The sequence below is a fragment of the Gluconobacter oxydans genome (assembly GCF_006539685.1).
GTDB lineage: Bacteria > Pseudomonadota > Alphaproteobacteria > Acetobacterales > Acetobacteraceae > Gluconobacter > Gluconobacter oxydans.
The window spans coordinates 129,580-150,856 of sequence record NZ_BJNM01000002.1 but is presented as its reverse complement, the minus strand read 5'-3'; the positions used below and the strand labels follow the sequence as shown (position 1 = coordinate 150,856).

Below are 21,277 nucleotides of genomic sequence, written 5' to 3'. Positions count from 1 at the left end.
TCCAACATTTTGGAGCTTCTTTCAATGGCTGGGGATAAAACAGATGGGACTTGACCAATCCCGCAGCCACACCTGAAAAGACATGCTCAATGGCTCGTCCATTCTTTACTGTGCGTTACGGCCGATCTGCTCTGGTATTGATTGCCGTCCTCGCAATATCCGCAGCGTTGGATACAATCTTCTGGCTCCGGACAGTCCACAGGCTGGACGCCACGGCCCGAACCGCCCTGACCACGGTTCGCGAAAATGGCTGGAGGGTTGAGACGACTCCGCTGCACAGGGGCGGCTGGCCCTTAGGAGCCTGGGTGGAACTCGACCGCCTGAACGGCACACACTCTGCCTCGGCCGCGTCGCCTTATGATGCGGGATGGGCTGGCGAGAAAATCCGTCTGGGCGGATCATGGCTTTCCCTGCTCCATGCGGGGCTTCCACTCTCCCTGACAGGGCATCAGGCCGGCCGCCTTGTCGTGAATGAGAATGTTCTGACCGTGCTGACTTCGGGCCTTCAGATCCGCTTCAACAATCCGGAAAACCTGGTCTTTTCGGCGCCCCGGCTTCAACTGGCCTTCTCGGGCAGATGGCCGGACAGACAGTTCTCCGCACAGACCCTGTCCGGACGCCTCATCCGGTTTCCCGCTGGCCGCCCGGACGCCACACGCCTCGGCCTCATCGCGCATGCCGCCACAGTCAACGGCTTTCCCCTGCCCTACGGCCTCTCCAGCGACCTGCGCAACGCACGTCTGGCAATCGCTCTCACAGCATCGAAGTCAGCGCCGGGACTTTCGCTGCTCGACCCCACGTCCTACGGACGCCTCATCCTTCAGGATGCCTCCGCCACTCCTGTCCCGGCTTCTCCGGACAACCGGATCACCCTGACAGGCGCCCTCGCCCTGCCGGAACAGAACGGCACGCTCACCCTCACCATGACCCACTGGCAGGAACTGGCTTCCCGTCTCCTCGATCGTCCGGAAATAGAGTCGCATCTCGCTCCCGACCTTCAGGCAGCGCTGCAAAAACTGCTGCAGAAAGCATCCGGCATCCCGACCATGAAAGAGCGCCCCTTTTCGCTCTCCATGCCCGTCGTCAATGGCCAGATCCTCCCGGATGCGCAGGTGGTTTCAGCACTTCTCAGCCAGGGTTTCAGAGCCCCCTGAACGCCCGGGAAAACCCCGGATGCCGCATTGATTTTTGTCAAAATCATGTCCGGAGTATCAAACTTTTTCTGGCAAAATACGTTTAGAGGGTTCAAAAGACGGCAACACGCGAAGAGATCACAGCTTCGTTACCCTGTTGTGCGTGCGTGAGGCCCCCGGGGAGCCGACATCCTTCCTGCCGGTCTCTGCGTTTCGCCATCTACCCAGAAGGCAATCGACATGTTTGGCTTGTCGGCTCTATTCTTGGCGCGTTTCCAGTTCGCGTTTACGGTCGGGTTCCACATCGTGTTCCCGGCATTCTCGATCGGTCTCGCAGCCTATCTCGCAGTCCTCGAAGGCCTGTGGCTCAAAACGGGTCGCAGCGCCTATCTCGACCTTTTCAAATACTGGCTGAAAGTTTTCTCCGTCGTCTTCGGCATGGGCGTGGTCTCCGGCCTCGTCATGTCCTACGAGTTCGGAACCAACTGGTCGTCTTTCTCACAGAAAGCCGGTCCGATCCTTGGTCCGATGCTGGCCTACGAGGTCATGACGGCCTTCTTCCTTGAAGCCGGCTTCCTCGGCGTCATGATGTTCGGCCTCAACCGCGTCGGCAAAGGCCTGCACTTTGCCGCCACCTGCATGGTCTCGATCGGCACGCTGATCTCCATGAGCTGGATCCTGTCGTCCAATTCCTGGATGCAGACCCCGCGCGGCTACCGCATCGACGAAGCCACGGGCCGGTTCCTGCCGGTTGACTGGTGGCAGATCGTCTTCAACCCCTCCTTCCCGTACCGCATCGTGCACATGGGCCTCGCGGCCTTTCTGTGCGTGGCGTTCATCGTGGCTGGCGTTGCCGGATGGCATCTGCTCAAGGCCCGTCGTGAAGGCCGTCAGGCGTCCGAACAGGTCCGCCTGATGTTCTCCATGGCCATGTGGATGGCTGCCATCGTCTCCCCGATCCAGGTTCTGGCTGGCGATACGCAGGGCCTGAACACGCTGGAATACCAGCCGGCCAAGATCGCAGCCCTCGAAGGCGACTGGGAGTCCGAAAGCCACGCTCCGGAGCTTCTGTTCGGCATTCCGGACATGAAGAACGAGACGACGCATTTCAAGATCGCCATCCCCTATCTGGGTTCGCTGATCCTGACGCACAGCCTCGATGGCAAGGTGCCGGGCCTGAAGGACTATCCGAAGGAAGACCGTCCCTACTCCCCGCTGCTGTTCTTCTCCTTCCGCATCATGATCGCACTTGGCATGCTGATGGTGCTGGTCGGACTGTGGTCGCTGTACCTGCGCTGGAAGGGCAAGCTGTACGATACACCGCTTCTGCACCGTATCGCGCTGTTCATGTCGCCTGCGGGCTTCCTGGCACTGCTCTGCGGCTGGATCACGACTGAAGTCGGTCGTCAGCCCTTCACGGTCTATGGCCTGCTGCGGACGTCCGACAGCGTCTCCCCGATCGCCCTGCCGAACATCGCGACGTCGATGATCGCTTTTGTCATCGTCTATTTCATCGTGTTCACAGGCGGCATCACCATCCTGCTGCGGACCTTCGCCGAAGAGCCCCATCCGGATCAGCATGGTCCGGCCGAAGATCAGCCCCAGCGCGCTGCGGGTACAACACAGGTTTCCCATCAGCCCCAGCCCGACGCTGGCATGGCGGAGTAAGAACCATGACAGAAACAGCCGGCTTCTGGCTCCCGGTGGTCTGGGCGCTGCTCGCAGCAACAGCCATCTTCCTCTATATCTGCCTCGATGGCTTCGACCTCGGGATCGGCATCCTCTTCCTCAAGGAAAAGGACCACGATCACCGCAACCTTATGGTCAACACCGTCGCCCCCGTCTGGGACGGCAACGAGACCTGGATGATCTTCGGTGGCGCCGCGCTCTACGGCGTCTTCCCCGTGGCTTACGGCACGATCCTTCCGGCGCTCTACCTGCCGGTCCTGTTCATGCTGCTGGCCCTGATCCTGCGCGGCGTGTCTTTCGAGTTCCGCTTCAAGTCGGAATCGCCCATGAGCCAGTTCTTCTGGGACACGGCCTTCTGCGGCGGCTCCTTCGTGGCGGCCTTCATGCAGGGCGTCATCCTCGGAACGCTCGTCCAGGGCATCAAGGTCGAGAACAACGTGTTCGTCGGGTCCAGCTTTGACTGGTTCTCTCCGTTCGCCCTGTTCTGTGGCCTTGCCGTGGTCATCGGCTATGCGCTTCTCGGCGCAACCTGGCTCCTGTGGCGCTGTGAGGGCGAACTGCACGACACGATGCGCCGGGTTTCCTTCGGTCTCGGCGCGCTGATGCTGATCACGATCGCCCTGGTCTCCATCTGGACGCCCATGCTGCACACTACCTATATGCAGCACTGGCTCGCCATGCCGCAGTTTGCACTGGTCGCTCCGGTGCCAGTCGCCGTCATCGTGCTGACGGGCGTCCTGTTCATGGGACTGCGCAACCCGCGCTCGCACCTGCTGCCGTTCGTCGCAACGCTGGGCCTGTTCTTCCTGTGCTTCAGCGGCCTTGGCATCAATGTGTGGCCCTACATCGTGCCCCCGACCATCACCATCTGGCAGGCTTCCTCTCCGCCGGAGAGCCAGACCTTCCTGCTGGTCGGCACGATGTTCCTCCTGCCGCTGATCCTCTCCTACACGGCCTATTCGTACTACGTGTTCCGCGGAAAGATGTCCGCCGGACATCACTACCACTGAGAACAGGGAGGCCGGCCCATGCGGATCGAATACGGACAGCCTGAACAGAAACCGGGTTTCCTGAACTGGATGAAACGTGTGGGCTGGTTCGTGGCGATCTGGGCTGGCGGCGTTGTCGTCGTCGGCCTCGGTGCCGAACTGCTCAAGAAGATCATCTTCGGCTGGTAACGGCCCAACGATCCTTCACAAAAAAGCCCCGCCTCTTTCGAGCGGGGCTTTTTTGTGCCTTCAGAACGTATCCTTTTCCCTGCGCAGCCGCGCAAACGTCGCGACATCCGGCGCCAGCAGGAAAGGATTGGTCCTGCGCTCCACACCCAAGCTGACCGGGAGCGTCGGCCGCCCCGCTTCCAGCAGTTGCTCGATTTCTCCGGCCCGCGCCTTCAAAGCCGCGTTGTCCGGATCGACATGCAGCGCGAAAGCCAGATTGGAGCGGGTATATTCATGCCCCGCACAGACAAGCGTCTGGTCCGGCAGGCTGTCATAGCGATGCAGACTGTCGAACAGCTCCTGCGCCGTCCCTTCCAGCAGCCGCCCGCATCCCAGGCTGAACAGCACATCCCCGCAGAACAGCGCCGGCACCTCGGGCACGACATACGACACATGCCCCACCGCATGCCCCGGCGTGGACAGGACACGGATCTGCGCACTACCCAGCGAGAGGCTGTCCCCGTCCTCGACGTCGTGATCCAGCCGGGGCAGCCATTCCCTTTTCTGCCGCGGTCCATACACCTTCGCGCCATAGCGCTCCCGCAGCGCATCCGTCCCTGCTGTATGATCGGCGTGATGATGGGTCAGCAGGATCATGTCGAGCCGCCCGTCCCCGATTTCGTCCATGATCGGCCCCGCTTCACCGGGGTCCACGACGGCGCGCTGACCCTCCGTCGCGGTCAGCAGCCAGGCATAATTGTCGGAGAGAACCCGAATCGGCTTGATATCGAGTGGCATGACTGTTCCCCTTGGAGTGTCCTGATGATGAGGTAGCTGCATGCTGACGTCCCTGGCCCGCATCCGTTCCGATGATGCCGCCACTTTCTATGAAAGCCGACAGGGCCAGCGTACGGCGCTGCTTCTCAACGACCGCCTGCAGAGCATCATGCCCCCCATGCGCGGCCGAAGGATCCTCGGGATAGGCTATACAGCCCCCTATCTTCCGGAAAGTGCGGAATTCGCCGTTTCGGGTCGCCTCCAGCACCCACAGACGCAGCGAACCACCCGAAGCCAGACCCGGAACATCCCCTGGGCGGACTGCATCGTCAGCAGCGGACGCCTGCCCTTCGACGATCTCTCGATGAACGCCGTCCTGGTGGTCCACGGCCTCGAATTCACCCGCTTCGCTCCGGATTTCCTCCGCGCCATCTGGCGCACTCTCAGCGATGACGGCGTCCTGACGCTGGTCGTTCCCAACCGCTCCGGCTACTGGGCCCACACGGATGCCACACCCTTCGGTCACGGCATCCCCTACAGCAGCGGCCAGCTGACGCGCCTGCTCGATCAGGCCCTGTTCCGGATCGAACATCATTCCAGCGCGCTGATGACCCCACCCGCCGCGCTGTCAGTCACGCAGGGTCGCCTGATGGAACGGGCAGGCCGCACACTTCGCCTGCCCTGTGGCGGAGTGCATGTCGTCACGGCCCGCAAGAACGTCTATGCAGGAACGCCCCTGATCGACGAAAAATTGTGCGTCCCGCTCCCCCGGCAGGTGGCCGAGCCCGCCTGAAGGTGGCGGAAGCAGAAAACCTGCCCGAAAAACGCCTTCTTTGTGGCGAATTCTTGACCCTCCCGCCGTGTGCCGTAAGAGTGCGTTCCATGTCGCTGATCCAGTCCTTCAAGCTTGTCCTGTCGCCGCCGCATCGCGCCGCGACTCCCTTCCTCCTCGCGGGTTCGCTCGTCGGGCTGCTCGGACGGGCCACGCCCTGGCGTCCCACGCGCCTGCTGGGCAATGCCGGCATCGCCTTTACGGCGTTCTGCCTCTACTTCTTCCGCGACCCCAAGCGCGTCCCGCCGCCGCGCGCCGATCTGGTTCTGGCCTCCGCTGATGGCCGCGTGACCTCGGTCGCGCTCGTCACCCCACCTGCCGCTCTGGAAATGGGCCACACCCCGGTCTGGCGCGTCTCGACGTTCCTGTCCGTGCTGAACGTCCATATCAACCGCATGCCAGCGGCCGGTGAAGTGACGAAGATCGCCTATCACGCCGGCAAGTTCCTCAATGCCAGCTTCGACAAGGCCTCCGAGCATAACGAGCGCAACGAACTGCGCCTGACGCTGCCGGACGGTCGCAACATCGGCGTTGTCCAGATCGCCGGGCTGATCGCACGCCGCATCCTGTGCTTCGTCGAAGAAGGTGACCGCGTGGAAGCCGGCGAGCGTTTCGGTCTGATCCGCTTCGGCTCCCGCACCGATGTCTACCTGCCGCCCGGCGTTGAACCCCTGGTTGTGGAAGGGCAGACCATGGTTGGTGGCGAAACTGTCCTGGCGAAGCTCTGAGCCAGACGCCTTTCATGACCACACCGTCAACGGTTGAACCCATCCGCCCCGCCAAAAGACGCCGCATCCGACGCAGGCTCCGACGCATGGGGCGCAATCCCCGCACCCGCGTGAGGGGGCCGTCGTTCAACCGCCTCATCCCCAACATCATGACGATGCTCGGCCTCTGCGCCGGGCTCAGCGGCATGCGGTTTGCGCTCGAACATCAGTTCGAACCCGCGGCCGTGGCCCTGCTGATCGCCGCCTGTATCGACGGTCTGGACGGGCGGATCGCCCGCCTGCTCAAGGGCGCCACCCGCTTTGGCGCGGAGTTCGACAGCCTGTCGGACTTCGTGTGCTTCGGTGTGGCACCGTCCTTCGTGCTGCTGATGTGGTCGCTCGAACATGCCGGCCGCTACGCGTTCGTCCCCTGCATCCTGTTCACGGTCTGCATGGCGCTGCGTCTCGCCCGCTTCAATGCGAGCCTCGATGACGACGACAAGCCGGAATATTCCTACAGCTTCTTCACGGGTGTTCCTGCCCCTGCCGGAGCGGGCCTGGTGCTGTTTCCGGTCTTCCTTGGCCTTGAAGCCGACCGTCTTCATGCCGGGGGACTGGCCGCCTTCGCCCGTCTGCCCATCGTCTCGGCCGTCTGCCTGATCTTTACAGGCCTGCTTTTGGTCTCGACCCTGCCGGTCTGGTCCTTCAAGAACTTCAAGGTCCCAGCACGTTACGTCCTGCCCCTGATGCTCGGAACCGGCCTCTACGCCGCCCTTATGGTCGCGGACCCCTGGGGTGCACTTGCGGGAGCCGGACTGCTCTATATTGCGATCCTGCCCTTCTCCCGCCGCTCCTATCACCGCCTGAAACAGGCGGCGGAAGAGATGTCGGAAACGGTGGAAGAAGAGCCCGCCTGAACCAGAACGAACCAACAAAAAAGGCCGCCCGGTCAGCCGGGCGGCCTTTTTCATATCCAGTGCGCGACGGACTTATTCCGTCACGTCCCAAAGCCATGCCGCACCACGCACGCCCGAGCTGTCACCATGCTTGTTGCGCACGATCGGCGTCGTGCAGACCGGGGTAATCACATGCTTGGCCAGCAGCGGCGGCACGCGCTCATACAGCGTATGCAGGTTGGACACCCCACCACCGAGAACGATCACATCCGGGTCAAGGAAGTTGATGACCATCGCGCAGGCCCGGGCAAAACGCTCGGTATAACGGCCCAGAGCTGCGATGGCAGCCTGATCGCCATTAGCGGCCGCATCCTCGATCCCGGCCGTATTGCGATGGCCCGGCCCCTTCCAGTCCGCTGCCAGAGCAGGACCGCACAGATAGCGCTCCATGCAGCCCTTGTTTCCGCAGAAGCAGTCACGCGCCGGCATGTCTTCTTCCGTCGGCCAGGGCAGAGGCAGATGCCCCCACTCGCCCGCAATATGATGACGGCCTTCAAGAACGCGGCCGTTATTGACGATGCCCGCACCCATGCCCGTGCCGATGATGACACCGAAGACCGTCAGCATGCCCTTGGCCGCACCATCGGCCGCCTCGGACAAGGCAAAGCAGTTCGCGTCATTTTCCGTCCGGACAGGACGCGCCAGCGCGGATTCCAGATCATGCCCGAAAGGCTGGTTGTTCAGCCAGGTCGCATTGGCGTTCTTGATCAGCCCGGTCTCAGGGGAGATCGATCCCGGAATGCCGATGCCCAGCGTGGACGTATGCTGCCCCGCCGATACACGGTGGCTCGGCACCGCACCCAGACGGCGGTCCACATCCGTCACCAGATCGCGAATGGCCAGAACGGCTTCATTATAGATACCGGGATTGGGAATGCGTTCACGCAGGACGAGATCGCCCGAACGGTTCAGAACGGCAATTTCGATCTTCGTGCCACCAAGATCAATTCCAAGGCGATAATCAGCCATCTCTAGCCCTGTGCTCTATACGGTGACCTGAAAGACAGGCGACCGCACCTCATGGAAAACGCATCCAGTGCGTCCATCTGCTTTAACGCGAAACCGTGTCACGGCAAGCCGTCGGGGGACAAAACTTCGTTGTTTCAGGAAAATTCCCACGCCCGGGCAAACCGTTCAGACCTGCGCCAGTTCCTGCAAAGCCCGCAGAATATCGTCCGGCGACGGCGGACATCCCGCAATCGAACGCCGCACCGGCGTCAGGGCCTCCAGGCCGCCCAGCGTCGCATAACCGGCCGGAAAAGGCCCGCCATCCACCGCGCAGGCGCCCACAGCAATCAGGCTCCGGCCCGGCGGCATGGCCCGCCACACCCGGTCCACCATTTCGGCGCAGACCCGCGTCACCGCCCCCGTCAGCAGCAACCAGTCCGCATCCGCCGGATCGCTCACACAGACAAAACCCGCCTGCTCCAGCGCGAACGCACTGCCATTGAGGGACTCGATCTCCATGAAGCATCCCTCACAACCACCGGCCTCAAGGACATACAGCCCGATCGGCCGCTCCCGCCGCGGAACTTCTCCTTCCACGGACGCCCGCCCGCGCGCTGCATCCATGAAAGCGTAAAGCAGGCTCAGAGGCCCCGTCCGTTGCACAGTCTTCACAGCGCAATCCCCGCCGGTGAAATCCCGATCGAGCCCAGAGCAGCCGGCACCCGGCTGACGGGATAGCCCCGCAGCATCGCGCCCAGAACCGGCAGCAGCGACACGCCCGGGTCCCGCACATGCAGGCTCTCGATCCGCCCTTCTTTCAAGCGCACCCAGTACCACACGTCTCCGCGCGCGCCCTCGGCCACGCCAATGCCCTCATCCGTCCGGTCCGGCGCAGGCTCGTCGTCTTCCAGACCGATACTTCCCAGGATCCGCTCCAGCAGCTTCAGGGAGTCGCGGATTTCCGCCAGCCTCAGCCCTTCACGCGCCCGGGCATCGCCCTGACTCGATCCTGTCGCCCGCAACGCCTCCAGCCGCATCCCGGCCTCCCGCCGCCGCATGTCCATGCTGCGACCGCTCGCGCGCCCGGTCACGCCGCCCACGGCAAAGCGCTCGGCCAACCGCACATCCAGAACCGCAAACCCATCCAGACGCGGCGCAAAAACCCGGTGAAGCTCTTCCAGCGCCGCAAGACGCGGCTGCATCGCCGCATGAACGGCCTGAGCCAGCGGCACGATCTCGAGCCCATCCCGAAACCCGTCACAGGCCACCATATCCATCAGACGGCGCGAAACGCCCTGCTCCGCACAGGCCCGCGCGATGGCTTCCCGCGCATGATCGCAATGCGTCGCGAGCAGCTCCGCATCCACACCCCGCGCCGTCCGGGCCATATCGAACAGATGGAGCGACATCCGTTCGATCTCCAGCAGCACCATCCAGACATCCCGGATTCCGGGCCCCGGAACCAGTCCGCGCGCCTGCGCCACAGCACGCGCAAAAGCCAGCGGATGCGCCACGAACCCACCCGCCGTCATCCGCGACACCAGCGGCATGGCCTCTTCCGGCGTCCGTCCCAGCAGACGCGACACGACCCCGCGATGCGCGCCGCCCGCACAGACCTCCACACTCCGGACCTTGCCCTTCAGAACCTCGAAGGACAGTTCGAGCGGTCCGCTCAGCCCCGTCTGCTCGGGACGCAGCAGATGGCTTCCCGCCAGCGGCCGCAATCCTCCCGCCGCCGGCCCCGGACGGGACGACAGCGGCCAGGTGGACGTCCAGCCGCCCTCATCCAGCGCCGGTGCTCCGTTCCCGCGGGCATCCATCGCTTCCACGCCATAGAGGTCATAGGCCACGCGCTCACCCCATTCCGCCCCCGCAAAACGCGAGGACGGCGCAAGATAACGCCGCTCTTCCACCGCCCTACTCGCCAGAAGCGGACGATCCCCCTCCAGCAGGAGCACATAGGCACGAGCATCATCCGCCCAGCAGGATATCAGCGGCAGCGTCGCACCCGGCGCCGACAGCATCGCGCACCACTGTTCGGCATCGAGATGATAATGCGACAGCGCAACCCGCTCGCCGCTACGGATGATCCGCCCCATCCCCATCATGGCCGCCACCCCGTCACCGGATGCCAGGCCAGAAACAGCGGACCACACAGCCCCACAAGCAGCAGAACCGCCTGCATCACGGCCACCATGCCCCGCTCTCCCCGCGCAAACGCCGGCAGAAGCGTCCTGTGCCGTACCGACCACAGAGCAGGCAGCAGACACACCACCAGTAGAACAAGCTGCCCGGTTTCAAGCGAACGCCCGATCCCGACAAGCGCACAGAACACCGGCCAGGGCGCGGCTCCGGCCGCGATCCCGTCCTCGCCCTCTGCCCCGCGCAGATCCAGAACCGCAAGCCCGAGCGCCGCAAGCAGCAGCAGGACCAGCGCCGTGCCTTCACCGGTCGCAGCTGCCAGGGCCCCGAAGGCAGACAGCATCGGCAGGGACATGCTCCGGCCTGACGAGCGCGATGAAACGAGCATGATGATCGTCCCGAACCCCGCGATCAGCATCAGCAGATGAACCAGCGGATACGCACTCAGCCGGAACATCAGCATGAGCGCCGAAAACCGCAGCCCCGTATCCAGAAGTGCTGCCTCAGGCGCCGGAGCCGGCGAAGGCCCAAGCCCCGCCACCATGCACAGCCCCACCGTCAGCAGCACCGCACCAAGCGACGACTGCTGCATCGGCAGAAGCGAGGCCCCCAGAAGCCCCAGCACCACACCGCCAAGCCGGCTGCGCGCCATATCCCAGACAACAAGCGCCTTGCGCGGCCCCCGCCCTTCGCGCCAGGCCAGAAGAACCGTTCCCGCACCACACAGGACCGTCACGGCAAAAGCCGAGTGAATGTTCAGCGCCAGAAGCGCACAGCCCGTGACCAGAAACGGCAGGATCCGCCCGGTCCGGTCCTGAGCCTGCGGCAGAAGCAGCGGAATGGCCGTCACGATACACGAGCACGCCGCCGCCAGCGCATCCGTTCCCGGCATGAGCCAGACAGCCAGCGGCGTAATGACGAGCCCCGCCACAGCAAAGGTCAGACTGCTGGCAGACTGGCGGTTTTCCGGCGTCAGAAGAAGCAGGAATGCCGCCAGAAACGGCCAGACCGTCACCGCAAACAGCGTTCCGACAGGAGCAAGCGGATGCATCAGACGTCCTCCACCCTGCGCCACGCCAGACGCGGCAGAAGCGTCACACCGAGCGCCGCCAGAACGCCCCACAGGCTCAGCGCCGCAGCAAAAAGCGGCCATGAATGCAGCACACAGGCCACGACAACCAGCCCGTCCGCAGCCCGTAGAAGCCCCGTGAACTGAACCAGCGGCGTCCCCCACGCAGCACCGCAAAGACCGGCCAGAACCGCCCCCGCGCCCAGCACCGGCGCGAGATCCAGCCCCGCACCGGACAGTCCGAGCGCGAGCAGCAGCACAAGCGTCCCGACAACCGGCAGAACAGCCGCCCGGTCCGGCGCTTCAGGCGCAAACCGCCGCAGCCACGCCCAAGCCAGTACATTCAGCCCCACCAGAGCCGTAGACGTCAGAAGCGCCATCAGCCCCGAACAGACCGTCGCCCCCGCAAAGGCACAGACCGCCCCATAAAGCGGCAGCCCCCGCCCGTCCTTGCCCAGTCCCGCCAGCGCCAGAAGCAGCAGTAATCCAAATCCGACGATCATGTGCCGAACCTCCCCGCCAGAGCCAGAAGAAGCGCCACACCCGCAAACAGCGCCGTCAGCCGGGCACTCCGCTCCTGCGCCATCAGACGCAGCCCGACCGCCACAGCCACGGTCAGTGCCAGCCGTCCACCCAGCGCCAGCAGCCCGAGCCACCAGCCCTGCACACCACCCTGCGCCAGCCCCACACTCACCGGCAGCGCCAGATCCCCCAGCAGCAGCAGCCAGCCGCAGTTCAGCACATCGGCAATGCTGCGCGCGGCCTCACGTTCATGCCGGTCCCGCAGTCCGGACAGCATCTGCGTCACATCATCCGAACGCAAAGGCGGACAGGCAATTCCCAGCGCCAGCGCACAGGCCGCAAGCGCACCCTCCAGGCCGGGCTCAGGCTCGATATGCAGCATCGCGCACAGACCAGACAGACCGTCCGTTCCCGGCGCGGCCAGAGCAATCAGGGCCTCGGTCAGACACAGGAGCAGAACAGCAGGCACCAGACGCGCCGCCTCACCCTGCACCAGGCCCGGCCCCAGAAATCCGCGCCCCAGCAGCACGACCAGTCCGATAACAAGCGGATCAGCCAGCGACGACAGCACCGATCCCGTCGTGACCGCGGGCAGACACACAAGCGTCAGCACACCCGCCGTCAGCGCCAGCGCCGGACGCCCGCCCAGCGGAACCTGAACCAGCGATCTCCAGAAACGAGCCGTCTGCAACAGACGGAACCGCACTGTCCCGACCGACCGTCCCGCCAGCCAGAACGGCAGAGTGTCCAGACACCAGCCCATCACGGGCGCCAGAACGAGAAGCAGCCCCAGCTGAAACAGCGCTTCCAGCACGGACAGCAGGATCAACCCGATCTCATGCTCCATCACGCCATCACTCCCAGCACCGCCAGAACGAGACCAAGAAGCATAAGCCAGAGCCCCACCGCACCCTGACGCAGATCGGGAAGGACAGGAGCCTTCATGCCTTGGAGCACTCTGAGACGACGACGCCCCTCCACAATAACGCAGCGCATTTTCCAGCCCAGGGAGGGCGCTTCCTCAAACAGACCGTCTCCGACCGAAAGCAGATTCCCCAGTGCAGGAAGAAGCATGGAGGCCGTCTGCACGATCCCTCCGACAATCTGCCATGGACGCACCAGCACACACCACAGAACCGCCCCCGTCAGCACGAAAGCCGGCAAGCGCAGAGAGGCGCCATCGCCGCCGCCCATACGCCAGACAGGCCAGACCCACTCTCCACCCACGAAATGCAGGACCGGACTGAGCATTCCGAACACCAGAGCGGGCAGCAGCAGACTTCCAGCCCCCACCAGCAGAACGGAAACGCCCGAAACACGTCCCTGCCACGCACGGAACACGCGCCCCACGACAAGAATATCCGACAGACCCAGCAGGCCGAGCAGCAGGGCAACCCCCACCCCAAGCACGCTCCACCCCTCGACGCCCGCCGCCATACCAAGCGCGGCATGAATCCCGAGCCACAGGACAACCAGTCCCGGCAAAGGCGGAAACGGCAGCCGCAACACCGACAGCACCGGAAACACGCGTCCCAGTGCGGCCGTCAGAACCAGCAGTGACAGATCGAGAAGTGTGGCTTCCAGTGCAATGCGGGCACAGACCGCAAGGCCTTCCGCCTGCGCCGCCACGACCAGAACCATCAGAAGAACAGGCCGCAAAAGCCCCAGATCTCCCGGACGGCAGGCCCCAAGCACAGACCGGCCCAGCAACCCGATGACAGCGGCCCCAAGCCCCGCAACGAGTTCTGCCGAAACCGCCGCCGGCGCATGCCAGACCAGCGATACGCCGAGAACACCCATCACGGCGGGAAATGCCCCGCCCTCCTGCCCCCCGTCAGGCCGGCGCACCAGCGCGGACCAGAACAGGACCGGCAGCACTGCCAGCACCACGACTGTCTGGGCAGGGAACAGCACGGACAACAGCAGAGCCGGAACGCTCCAGACTGCCGGACAGGCCTCCCGGTCCTGCGCCGCAATCACGCCCAGCGCGACAGCCTGAACGGCTGGCGACAGACCCAGAACCGCAGCCAGCGCCGCCACACAGAGAACCACGGCTCTCCCAGCCCGCCCCGGCTGCATCGCCTGCACACAGGCAGGAACGGCCAGAAACGCCAGGCAGAGAGAAACCGGATCAACGTGGAAAAGGGAGGCGAAAATATGCAGGGCGCGGTCCGGACAAGAGGTGGAAACGGACCGCAATCATCACGACCGTCAGATCATGGCGAGAGATACCTTGCGTTTCGGCGGAGGGAAAGCACTGTCCAGCGTTTTGAGATCCGCATCCGTCAGACTGATCTCCAGACTGGCCAGATTTCCGGCCACATGCTTCGGAGACCCGGCCTTCGGAATGGCCATCACATTCGGCCGGCGCAGCACCCAGGCCAACGCGATCTGCGCCGGATCGGCAGGCCCCTGCGACGTCTCATGCCGCGACGCTACGTCTTTCAGGGCTGGGTGCTCCAGAAGCTCCCCGCCCTGCCCGAGCGGCGAATACGCCATCGTGACCGTATCGGTGCTCAGATCATGATCCAGAAGATCGAATTCCGTCCCGCGATGCTCAAGATTGTACAGAACCTGATTGACCAGACAGTTTCCGGACAGGCTTTCAATTTCTTCCATGTCATCGACATCGAAGTTCGAAACACCCCAGCCCCGGATCAGCCCGTCATCCTTCAGATCCTCGAACGCGCGGATCGTCTCTTCAAGCGGCGTTCCCCCGCGCCAGTGCAGCAGGTACAGATCAAGCCAGTCCGTATCGAGATGCTTCAGTGAACGCCGGCACGCCTTGCGCACCCCGTCATACGGCGCATTGGACGGCACGACCTTGCTGACAAGATAAACGTCATCGCGCACATCCGCGATGGCTTCCCCCACCAGTTCTTCCGACCGGCCGTTGCCATACATCTCGGCGGTATCAACCACCCGCAGTCCGGCCTCCAGTCCCTGACGCAGGCTCTCGATCTCGTCAGAACGCCGCGCGGCACTGTCGCCGATATTCCAGGTTCCCATGCCCAGCGCGGGAACCGTGACACCATTCCTGAGTGTGACTGTTTTCATGACCGTTTCCTGTCTGTGTCTTCAGACAACGACAGGATCAGCCGGCTGTTCCCTCGAAACTTCAGGCTGCGCCACCGTATCCGTCCCCGGCGCGACACCGTTCTGCGCCAGAAGATCCCGCAGTTTCCGCACGATCGGGAAGACCTCGACGTTATGATCACCGCCCAGTTCGCGCCAGGCGTTCTGCTCCAGTTCCATGATTTCGCGGTCTTCTTCAAATATCCGGTGCGTAAAGATACCCAGCGCAGGCCAGATCATATCAATCAGGAACGGCGTCTTGGGCCGCAGCACCGACAGCAACCCGAAACACTGCGTGCTCATCCCGTCCGCCGTGTTCGGAACATAGACGCTGAACAGTTCCATGATCAGATCGCCGTCCTTGTCATGGATTTTCAGGCTCTGATACGGATAGGTCGTGCGGATGCTGACGATTTCCTCGACCGGCTGCTCCCGGTTCGGATCATCGTGATGCTTGCCGAAAATCAGACGTTCCGCCAGCGGCTGCTGGTTTCCCGTTCGCGCAAAGCTGTAGCGCGCCTCGATGAAATTCTCACCCGCGTCCTGCCCCAGAAAACGCGCCCTGATCTGCCCCATCTGGCGGCGGTGCAGGAACTGATGGTTCATATCCATCAGGTTCTCATGCATGAACGTGTAGTGGCACTTCACGACCGGGCTGAAGCGCCGCGTCTTGAACGCCGGATTGTCCACCTGGGCCAGAGACGGCAGCGGAACGCTCTCCGCTTTTTCCGCATCACCGGGGAAAATGAAGATCATCCCGCCAGCCTCACGACAGGGATACGTCTTCACACCATTCGGTAGCTTGCGCTTGCCCAGATACGGCACATCAATGCACCGCCCGGACCGGCCATAGGCCCAGCCGTGATAGCAGCACTGGACCGCCTCACCGCTGACCTTCCCCAGACTGAGCGGAACCTGACGGTGCGCACAGCGATCTTCAAGCGCAAAGACACTTCCTTCTTCAGGCCGCACCAGAGCAATGGGAAAGCGTCCGAACCGTCGCCCGATCGTCTTGCCGCGCTTGAGATCCTTCGACCAGGCCAGCGGATACCAGAAGTCGGGATTGATATCGACGCGACGAAGATCAGTTTTCAAAGGCGCGGGGGAAGAATTCGTGGGCTCTGGCACAGTCAGGCGTCCTCTCCAGTGGAATGAACGGCACCCCGGTTACGGAGCGTCTTCCATCAAGGGTCTCAGACACAATTTGAAACCTTACCCCGCCTTTTTCCAGCCCCGCTCTTCCTGTTTCCAGTACACGAGATTGTGACCGAAAGATTTCATGGCCACCCAGCGTTGTCTTGCCCGCTGAACGGATTGCGGATTTCCGCCATCGAACAGATCGAAAATCCGCGTAAAGGGCGCGAACTCATCGCTTCCCGCGCCATCCACGCGGAACAGGAACCGCGCCTCGTTCGGCACGTCCTCGCCCTCAGTCAGCCAGATCGGCTGCCGGACTGCATGGCCACTCTTTGCAGTGCCATGCGGCAGCCAGACCGGGTCCCGGCACGCCCACAGCGCCGCATCCAGCGCCATGACCGCAGCCGCATCCGGGCAGCGCACAACAGCACGCTCCCCCGCATCCAGCGTCCGACCCAGCAGGGCGGGAAGCGCTTCCTCAAGCGGCGTGCGCGTCAGATGATAGAACCCGATATCCACGGCGTAATTCCGCTCCTCAGGCGCTGGCTTCGTGCGCCTTCACGAAGCAATCCAGCAGACGCACACCAAAGCCCGTCGCACCCTTCGGCGCGATAGCGGATGCCTTGGTCTTCCAGGCCGTTCCTGCAATATCCAGATGCGCCCAGTCCGTGTCGCCCACGAAGCGCTTGAGGAACTCCGCCGCCAGGATCGCACTGCCCGGACGACCACCGATGTTCTTCATGTCGGCAATATCGGAATTGAGTTCACGGTTATAGGCCTCGCCCATCGGCATCCGCCACAGACCTTCGCCAACCTGCGCCCCAGCCTCCGACAGTCCCTTGGCCAGCGCATCGCTGTTGCTGAACAGACCCGCGTTCTCATAACCAAGGCTGACCACGATCGCACCCGTCAGCGTCGCCAGATTGACCATCAGCTTCGGACTGAAGCGCTTGCGCGTATAGGACAGCACATCTGCCAGAACGAGGCGTCCCTCTGCGTCGGTGTTCAGCACCTCGATCGTCTGACCGTCATAGGCCCGCACGATATCACCCGGACGCTGCGCCCCGCCGGACACCATGTTCTCGACAAGACCGACCACACCGATCGCATTGACCAGTGCCTTGCGACGGGCCAGCGCGCTCATCAGGCCGATCACGGTCGCAGCACCACCCATATCGGTCTTCATCTCGTCCATGCCAGCCGCAGGCTTGATGGAAATGCCACCGCTGTCGAAGGTCACGCCCTTGCCGATGAAAGCCAGAGGAGCCTCGCTGCCACCACCGTTATGACGGACGATCACCGTGCGCGGCTTGTGCACACTGCCTTGGGCCACGCCCAGAAGCGCGCCAAAGCCCAGCTCTGTCATGGCCTTTTCATCAAGAACCTCAACCGTCAGGCCAAGCTCACGCAGCTCTTCAATGCGCTGCGTAAAGGTCTGAGGATAAAGCACATTCGGCGGCTCACTCACGAGGTTCCGCGTCAGGATCACACCCTGCGAGACCGCATCCAGAGCCGCCCACCGCGTCTGCGCTGCCGCAACATCGGAAACCGCAACATGCAGCGTTTTCAGAACCGGACGGCTCTCGGATTTCTTCGTGCGGTACACATCGAAATCATAAGACGCCAGACGCGCACCCAGAGCCGCGTCCGGAGCAAACTGCTCCAGCCCTTCGGAAAGCGCCAGAACCGCGCTCTCAACACCCTCCAGCAGACGAACGGCACGACCTGCCGCGTTCTCGATGGCCACGGCATCAACAGCAGCCCCACCCTTGGGTTTCACACCGGCAAGCACGACCTGCGACAGCCCTTCGGCCGGTGCCGGGAGTACCACGCTCTGCCCGGCCTCACCCTTGAAGCCTTTCAGTGCAACGGCGCGCGAAACGGCCCCGGCGGAAGCCTTGTCCAGCGCGGCAAATGTCTCGCCGGACGCCGCATCGCACAGCAGGACAACAGCCCTGGGCGCATCCGCAGAAAAGGCTGGAAAGGAATCGAAAATCACTGAAAGCATGATGGTCCTGCCGTCTGGAACATGAAGTCGTTGCCTCCGTTATCGGGAACACCGACCGCCCCGGCAAGTCCTCCCCTCATCCGGCATGAAGAAAGACCGCCCGATGCGCCGTCCTCTCCTGACGCTTCTGCTGTGCTCAGGCCTCGCCTGCACTGCCCTGCACGCACAGACCACCTCACGGCTCACCGACATCAAGCCCATCCCGCTCGGCAACAGCCCCGTCACGCTTCATCCATCGGGCTTCCCGGACGTAACCATCACCCCTCTGTGGCGCGAAAACGGAAACGCATGGAGCCATCATCTTTATGCCGTCACCACCCGCGACACAGAGCAACCCGACCGCACAAGCCTCGTCGATACGGAAAACCCGGACCATGCCGGCCAGCTTCTCGATATGCTGCAGGACAGTCCCCACACTGGCGAAGACGCGGTCCAGACCATCCATTTCGCATCCGCCCGTATGAATGGAACCCCGGCTCTTCTGCTGTTCGTGACCACACGCGACACCGGCACCAATCCCGTTCCGCAGCCGGGCCCGGCACATATCCGCGTGTACCAGTTAACCCAAGGGGACGGAGAACCGGGCAGCACACCGTTTTATTTCGCGCTTCGCACCACGCTTACATCTCCGGTCACGACCTGCCACGCGGACATCGCCCTGAGCGCTGCGACAAAGATCCCGTTTGCCCGGTGGAACGCAGATCAGGAGCCTGTCCCGACCTCCCCGCAATAACGGGCGCATCAGCACATGACGCAAAAGCCATCTTGGAGTAGTCTGGGCGAATGACTTCTGCCTCACCCATCACCGTCCCTGCGGACGATGACCGCGCCCTTCTGGCCCTGGCGTTCCGGCTCGCGTCCGAAGCCTCGGACATCATCAACGCCATCCGCGAACGCGGCTTCCGGACGGACATCAAGGACGATGCCTCCCCCGTCACGGAAGCGGACCACGCCTCCGAACATCACATCCTGTCGGGCCTGCGCGCGGCCTGCCCGTCCATTCCCGCCATCGGCGAGGAAGAAATGTCGGCCGGGATCCGGGTGAACGCGGAAGACGCCTACTGGCTGGTCGATCCCCTCGACGGGACACGTGGCTTTGCCTCGGGCGGAAAAGACTTCACCGTCAATATCGGCCTGGTCCGCCATGACCGTCCGGTTCTGGGCGTGGTTGCCCTGCCGGGTTACGGCCTGATCTACAGCGGCGGACAGGGCCTCGGCGCCCACCGCTCGGACGGCACAAACAGCACGCCGATCCATACCGCCACACCGCCTGCAGAAGGCCTGCGCGTTCTGGCTTCGAGCCATCACGGCAATCCCGAACTTCTGGAACGCTGGCTCGCCGGACGACAGGTCGCCTCCGTCGAGAAGCTGTCATCCTCGGTCAAGTTCATGCGTGTGGCCGAAGGTGCTGCGGATTTCTATCCCCGTTTCGGACCCACGATGGAATGGGACACGGCCGCTCCCCAGGCCATTCTGGAAGCCGCAGGTGGAGCCCTGCTCGACGAGACCGGCGCGCCCCTGCGCTATGGCAAGCCGGACCGGCTGAACGGCTCATTCTACTGCACCGGAGGCGCATCTTGAGCGACACGCTTCACACCGAGCGTCTGACAGCCACCCCCGAAGGCATCCGCCGCGCCGCCGAACTCCTCAAGGCCGGAAAGCTGGTGGCATTCGGAACCGAGACTGTCTACGGCCTTGGGGCCATCGCCTCGTCCGATACGGCTGTTGCAAAGATCTTCGCCGCCAAGGGGCGCCCGCGCTTCAACCCGCTCATCAGCCATCTCCCCGACGCTGAAAGCGCCTTCGCACAGGCCTCGCTGAGCGGCAGGATGGAAGAGATCGCGCACGCACTGGCCGAGCGTTTCTGGCCCGGCCCGCTGACAATGGTGCTGCCCCGCTCCCCGAATTCAACCGTCTCCGACCTCGCGGCGGCCGGCCTGTCCACGCTGGCGCTGCGTGTTCCGCGCGGCAAAACGGCCCTGGCCCTGCTCCGCGAAGTCGGCGCTCCCGTCGCCGCGCCGTCTGCGAATGTTTCCGGCACGGTCAGCCCGTCAGATGCGTTCCACGTCCTGCGCTCGCTGGATGGACGGATCGACGCGGTTCTGGATTCCGGCCCCTGCTCGATCGGCGTGGAAAGCACCGTGCTTGACCTGACCCGCGAGGTGCCCGTCCTCCTGCGCCCAGGCGGCGTGACACTCGAAGAATTGACCGCGCTTTGCGGCCCGATCCGCCATCCGGACGATTTTTCCGAAATTGCCCCGGCCTCTCCCGGTCGACTGGCCTCGCATTACGCCCCGAGCCTACCTGTCAGGCTGGACGCGACCTCCATCGCGCCCGACGAAGCCCAGCTTGCCTTCGGCACGCCCCTGCCCGGCGCCGGCCTGACATGGAACCTGAGCGAAAGCGGTAATCTTGAAGAAGCGGCAGCCCGTCTCTTCGCCGGACTGCGCTTTCTGGATGCGGAAGGCACCCGTCGCGGACTGAAAACCATCGCCGCCCAGCCGATCCCCCGCCACGGGCTCGGCCTCGCCATCCGGGACCGTCTTCGCCGCGCCGCCGAACCGCGCACCCATGCCGCGACCCTGACCTGAGCATGGCCCGCGCCCCGGACCCCAGGGAAATCAAGATCCTGTCGGACATTCTGGCGCTGGTGCTGGATGAACAGCCGGGGCATGCGGCGACCGCTCTGGAACGGATCCGCCAGATGGCCCGGCGCGACGGCGTTACGGGTGGCGCGCTGAAAAACCTGTTCACCACCCGCATCGGAACTATATCCGGCAAAGACGAAACCGAGCGCGAAAAACGTCTCCGGGAGCAGATCTCCGGCCTGGAGCGCCGCTTGGGTCAAAGCGAGTCCGACACCCGCACGGCACAGACGCGGCTGGGACGTTGCCAGACAGATCTGGGGCTGATCCAGCTGGAACTGGCAACCCTGCGCATGCAGAGACCCTGGCGCTACATCGCCATCGTCTTCGCCGCCGGCGCGGGTCTTCTGGTCGGCATTGCCGGAACACAATTCTATCACAGCCTGTCCGTCACAAGGGCGCCCATCGACCGGGCCTCCTATCTGCGATAGAAACTGTTTCGTTTTTTCGCCTTCCTCCCGCCACGTGCTAGGGATAGAT

At 63.7% G+C, this 21,277-nt stretch carries 23 protein-coding genes; 11 read left to right on the top strand and 12 right to left on the bottom strand.

The genetic code is table 11. The annotated features are described in order from the left end of the window. Positions 1 to 89: 89 nt before the first annotated feature. From GOX01_RS01620 to GOX01_RS01605, 4 genes are all read left to right on the top strand, one after another. Positions 90 to 1,154, top strand: coding sequence for a DUF2125 domain-containing protein (locus tag GOX01_RS01620; protein ID WP_011251863.1), 1,065 nt, complete (start codon positions 90 to 92; stop codon positions 1,152 to 1,154). Positions 1,155 to 1,373: 219 nt separating this feature from the next. Continuing rightward, a complete protein-coding gene (locus GOX01_RS01615; protein WP_011251864.1) occupies positions 1,374 to 2,801 on the top strand; it encodes a cytochrome ubiquinol oxidase subunit I in 1,428 nt (475 codons plus the stop codon). A gap of 5 nt (positions 2,802 to 2,806) precedes the next feature. Then, positions 2,807 to 3,832 (top strand): cytochrome d ubiquinol oxidase subunit II, encoded by a 1,026-nt coding sequence (gene cydB, locus GOX01_RS01610; RefSeq protein ID WP_011251865.1) that lies wholly within the window; start codon positions 2,807 to 2,809, stop codon positions 3,830 to 3,832. An 18-nt stretch (positions 3,833 to 3,850) separates the two neighbouring features. Next, positions 3,851 to 4,000 (top strand): DUF2474 domain-containing protein, encoded by a 150-nt coding sequence (locus GOX01_RS01605; protein ID WP_098049509.1) that lies wholly within the window; start codon positions 3,851 to 3,853, stop codon positions 3,998 to 4,000. Positions 4,001 to 4,060: 60 nt separating this feature from the next. On the opposite strand, the gene gloB is transcribed toward GOX01_RS01605, so the two are convergent. After that, a complete protein-coding gene (gene gloB, locus GOX01_RS01600; protein WP_062269823.1) occupies positions 4,061 to 4,777 on the bottom strand; it encodes a hydroxyacylglutathione hydrolase in 717 nt (238 codons plus the stop codon). Positions 4,778 to 4,817: 40 nt separating this feature from the next. Here gloB and GOX01_RS01595 point away from each other — a divergent pair, with 40 nt between their 5' ends. From GOX01_RS01595 to GOX01_RS01585, 3 genes are all read left to right on the top strand, one after another. Continuing rightward, positions 4,818 to 5,549, top strand: a complete 732-nt coding sequence (locus GOX01_RS01595; protein WP_011251867.1) for a methyltransferase — start codon at positions 4,818 to 4,820, stop codon at positions 5,547 to 5,549. A gap of 89 nt (positions 5,550 to 5,638) precedes the next feature. Then, positions 5,639 to 6,316 (top strand): phosphatidylserine decarboxylase, encoded by a 678-nt coding sequence (locus tag GOX01_RS01590; RefSeq protein WP_011251868.1) that lies wholly within the window; start codon positions 5,639 to 5,641, stop codon positions 6,314 to 6,316. 14 nt (positions 6,317 to 6,330) lie between these two features. Further along, complete coding sequence (locus GOX01_RS01585; protein ID WP_011251869.1) at positions 6,331 to 7,212, top strand: CDP-alcohol phosphatidyltransferase family protein; 882 nt, start codon at positions 6,331 to 6,333, stop codon at positions 7,210 to 7,212. Positions 7,213 to 7,284: 72 nt separating this feature from the next. Here the strand turns inward: GOX01_RS01585 and GOX01_RS01580 are convergent, their stop codons facing one another. The 11 genes from GOX01_RS01580 to GOX01_RS01530 form a co-directional block, all read right to left on the bottom strand. Continuing rightward, positions 7,285 to 8,220, bottom strand: a complete 936-nt coding sequence (locus GOX01_RS01580; protein WP_011251870.1) for an ROK family protein — start codon at positions 8,218 to 8,220, stop codon at positions 7,285 to 7,287. Positions 8,221 to 8,385: 165 nt separating this feature from the next. After that, positions 8,386 to 8,871, bottom strand: a complete 486-nt coding sequence (locus GOX01_RS01575; RefSeq protein WP_011251871.1) for an NADH-quinone oxidoreductase subunit B family protein — start codon at positions 8,869 to 8,871, stop codon at positions 8,386 to 8,388. Then, positions 8,868 to 10,307, bottom strand: coding sequence for an NADH-quinone oxidoreductase subunit D-related protein (locus GOX01_RS01570; RefSeq protein WP_011251872.1), 1,440 nt, complete (start codon positions 10,305 to 10,307; stop codon positions 8,868 to 8,870). Before GOX01_RS01570 ends, GOX01_RS01575 begins: the two co-directional genes overlap by 4 nt. After that, positions 10,304 to 11,392 carry a hypothetical protein gene (locus GOX01_RS01565; RefSeq protein ID WP_024717218.1) on the bottom strand — a complete coding sequence of 363 codons (1,089 nt, stop codon included), beginning with the start codon at positions 11,390 to 11,392 and terminating at the stop codon, positions 10,304 to 10,306. Before GOX01_RS01565 ends, GOX01_RS01570 begins: the two co-directional genes overlap by 4 nt. Next, on the bottom strand, positions 11,392 to 11,913 hold the full coding sequence (locus GOX01_RS01560) for a hypothetical protein (protein ID WP_024717219.1): 522 nt from the start codon (positions 11,911 to 11,913) through the stop codon (positions 11,392 to 11,394). Before GOX01_RS01560 ends, GOX01_RS01565 begins: the two co-directional genes overlap by 1 nt. Next, positions 11,910 to 12,779 (bottom strand): hypothetical protein, encoded by an 870-nt coding sequence (locus GOX01_RS01555; RefSeq protein WP_011251874.1) that lies wholly within the window; start codon positions 12,777 to 12,779, stop codon positions 11,910 to 11,912. The genes GOX01_RS01560 and GOX01_RS01555 overlap by 4 nt, the downstream gene beginning before the upstream one ends. Further along, the gene (locus GOX01_RS01550; RefSeq protein ID WP_231139141.1) at positions 12,779 to 13,984 is read right to left on the bottom strand and encodes a hypothetical protein; all 1,206 of its coding nucleotides are present in this window, start codon (positions 13,982 to 13,984) and stop codon (positions 12,779 to 12,781) included. The genes GOX01_RS01555 and GOX01_RS01550 overlap by 1 nt, the downstream gene beginning before the upstream one ends. A 159-nt stretch (positions 13,985 to 14,143) precedes the next feature. Continuing rightward, positions 14,144 to 14,989: an aldo/keto reductase gene (locus GOX01_RS01545; RefSeq protein WP_011251876.1), complete on the bottom strand. Its 846-nt coding sequence runs from the start codon at positions 14,987 to 14,989 to the stop codon at positions 14,144 to 14,146. Between the two features lie 21 nt (positions 14,990 to 15,010). Further along, on the bottom strand, positions 15,011 to 16,135 hold the full coding sequence (locus GOX01_RS01540) for an aromatic ring-hydroxylating oxygenase subunit alpha (RefSeq protein ID WP_011251877.1): 1,125 nt from the start codon (positions 16,133 to 16,135) through the stop codon (positions 15,011 to 15,013). 84 nt (positions 16,136 to 16,219) lie between these two features. After that, positions 16,220 to 16,663 (bottom strand): DNA polymerase III subunit chi, encoded by a 444-nt coding sequence (locus tag GOX01_RS01535; RefSeq protein ID WP_011251878.1) that lies wholly within the window; start codon positions 16,661 to 16,663, stop codon positions 16,220 to 16,222. A 16-nt stretch (positions 16,664 to 16,679) separates the two neighbouring features. Then, the gene (locus GOX01_RS01530; RefSeq protein WP_011251879.1) at positions 16,680 to 18,152 is read right to left on the bottom strand and encodes a leucyl aminopeptidase; all 1,473 of its coding nucleotides are present in this window, start codon (positions 18,150 to 18,152) and stop codon (positions 16,680 to 16,682) included. Positions 18,153 to 18,255: 103 nt separating this feature from the next. Between GOX01_RS01530 and GOX01_RS01525 the strand changes: the two genes are divergently transcribed. Genes GOX01_RS01525 through GOX01_RS01510 form a run of 4 tightly spaced genes read left to right on the top strand, consistent with a single transcriptional unit; the run spans position 18,256 to position 21,228 of the window. Continuing rightward, positions 18,256 to 18,885 (top strand): hypothetical protein, encoded by a 630-nt coding sequence (locus GOX01_RS01525; RefSeq protein ID WP_024717222.1) that lies wholly within the window; start codon positions 18,256 to 18,258, stop codon positions 18,883 to 18,885. A 50-nt stretch (positions 18,886 to 18,935) separates the two neighbouring features. Then, positions 18,936 to 19,733: a 3'(2'),5'-bisphosphate nucleotidase CysQ family protein gene (locus GOX01_RS01520; protein ID WP_011251881.1), complete on the top strand. Its 798-nt coding sequence runs from the start codon at positions 18,936 to 18,938 to the stop codon at positions 19,731 to 19,733. Beyond that, positions 19,730 to 20,743, top strand: a complete 1,014-nt coding sequence (locus GOX01_RS01515; RefSeq protein ID WP_011251882.1) for an L-threonylcarbamoyladenylate synthase — start codon at positions 19,730 to 19,732, stop codon at positions 20,741 to 20,743. The genes GOX01_RS01520 and GOX01_RS01515 overlap by 4 nt, the downstream gene beginning before the upstream one ends. Positions 20,744 to 20,745: 2 nt before the next feature. Beyond that, entirely contained in the window at positions 20,746 to 21,228 is a 483-nt protein-coding gene (locus tag GOX01_RS01510) for a hypothetical protein (protein WP_011251883.1), read from the top strand. Positions 21,229 to 21,277 lie beyond the last annotated feature (49 nt).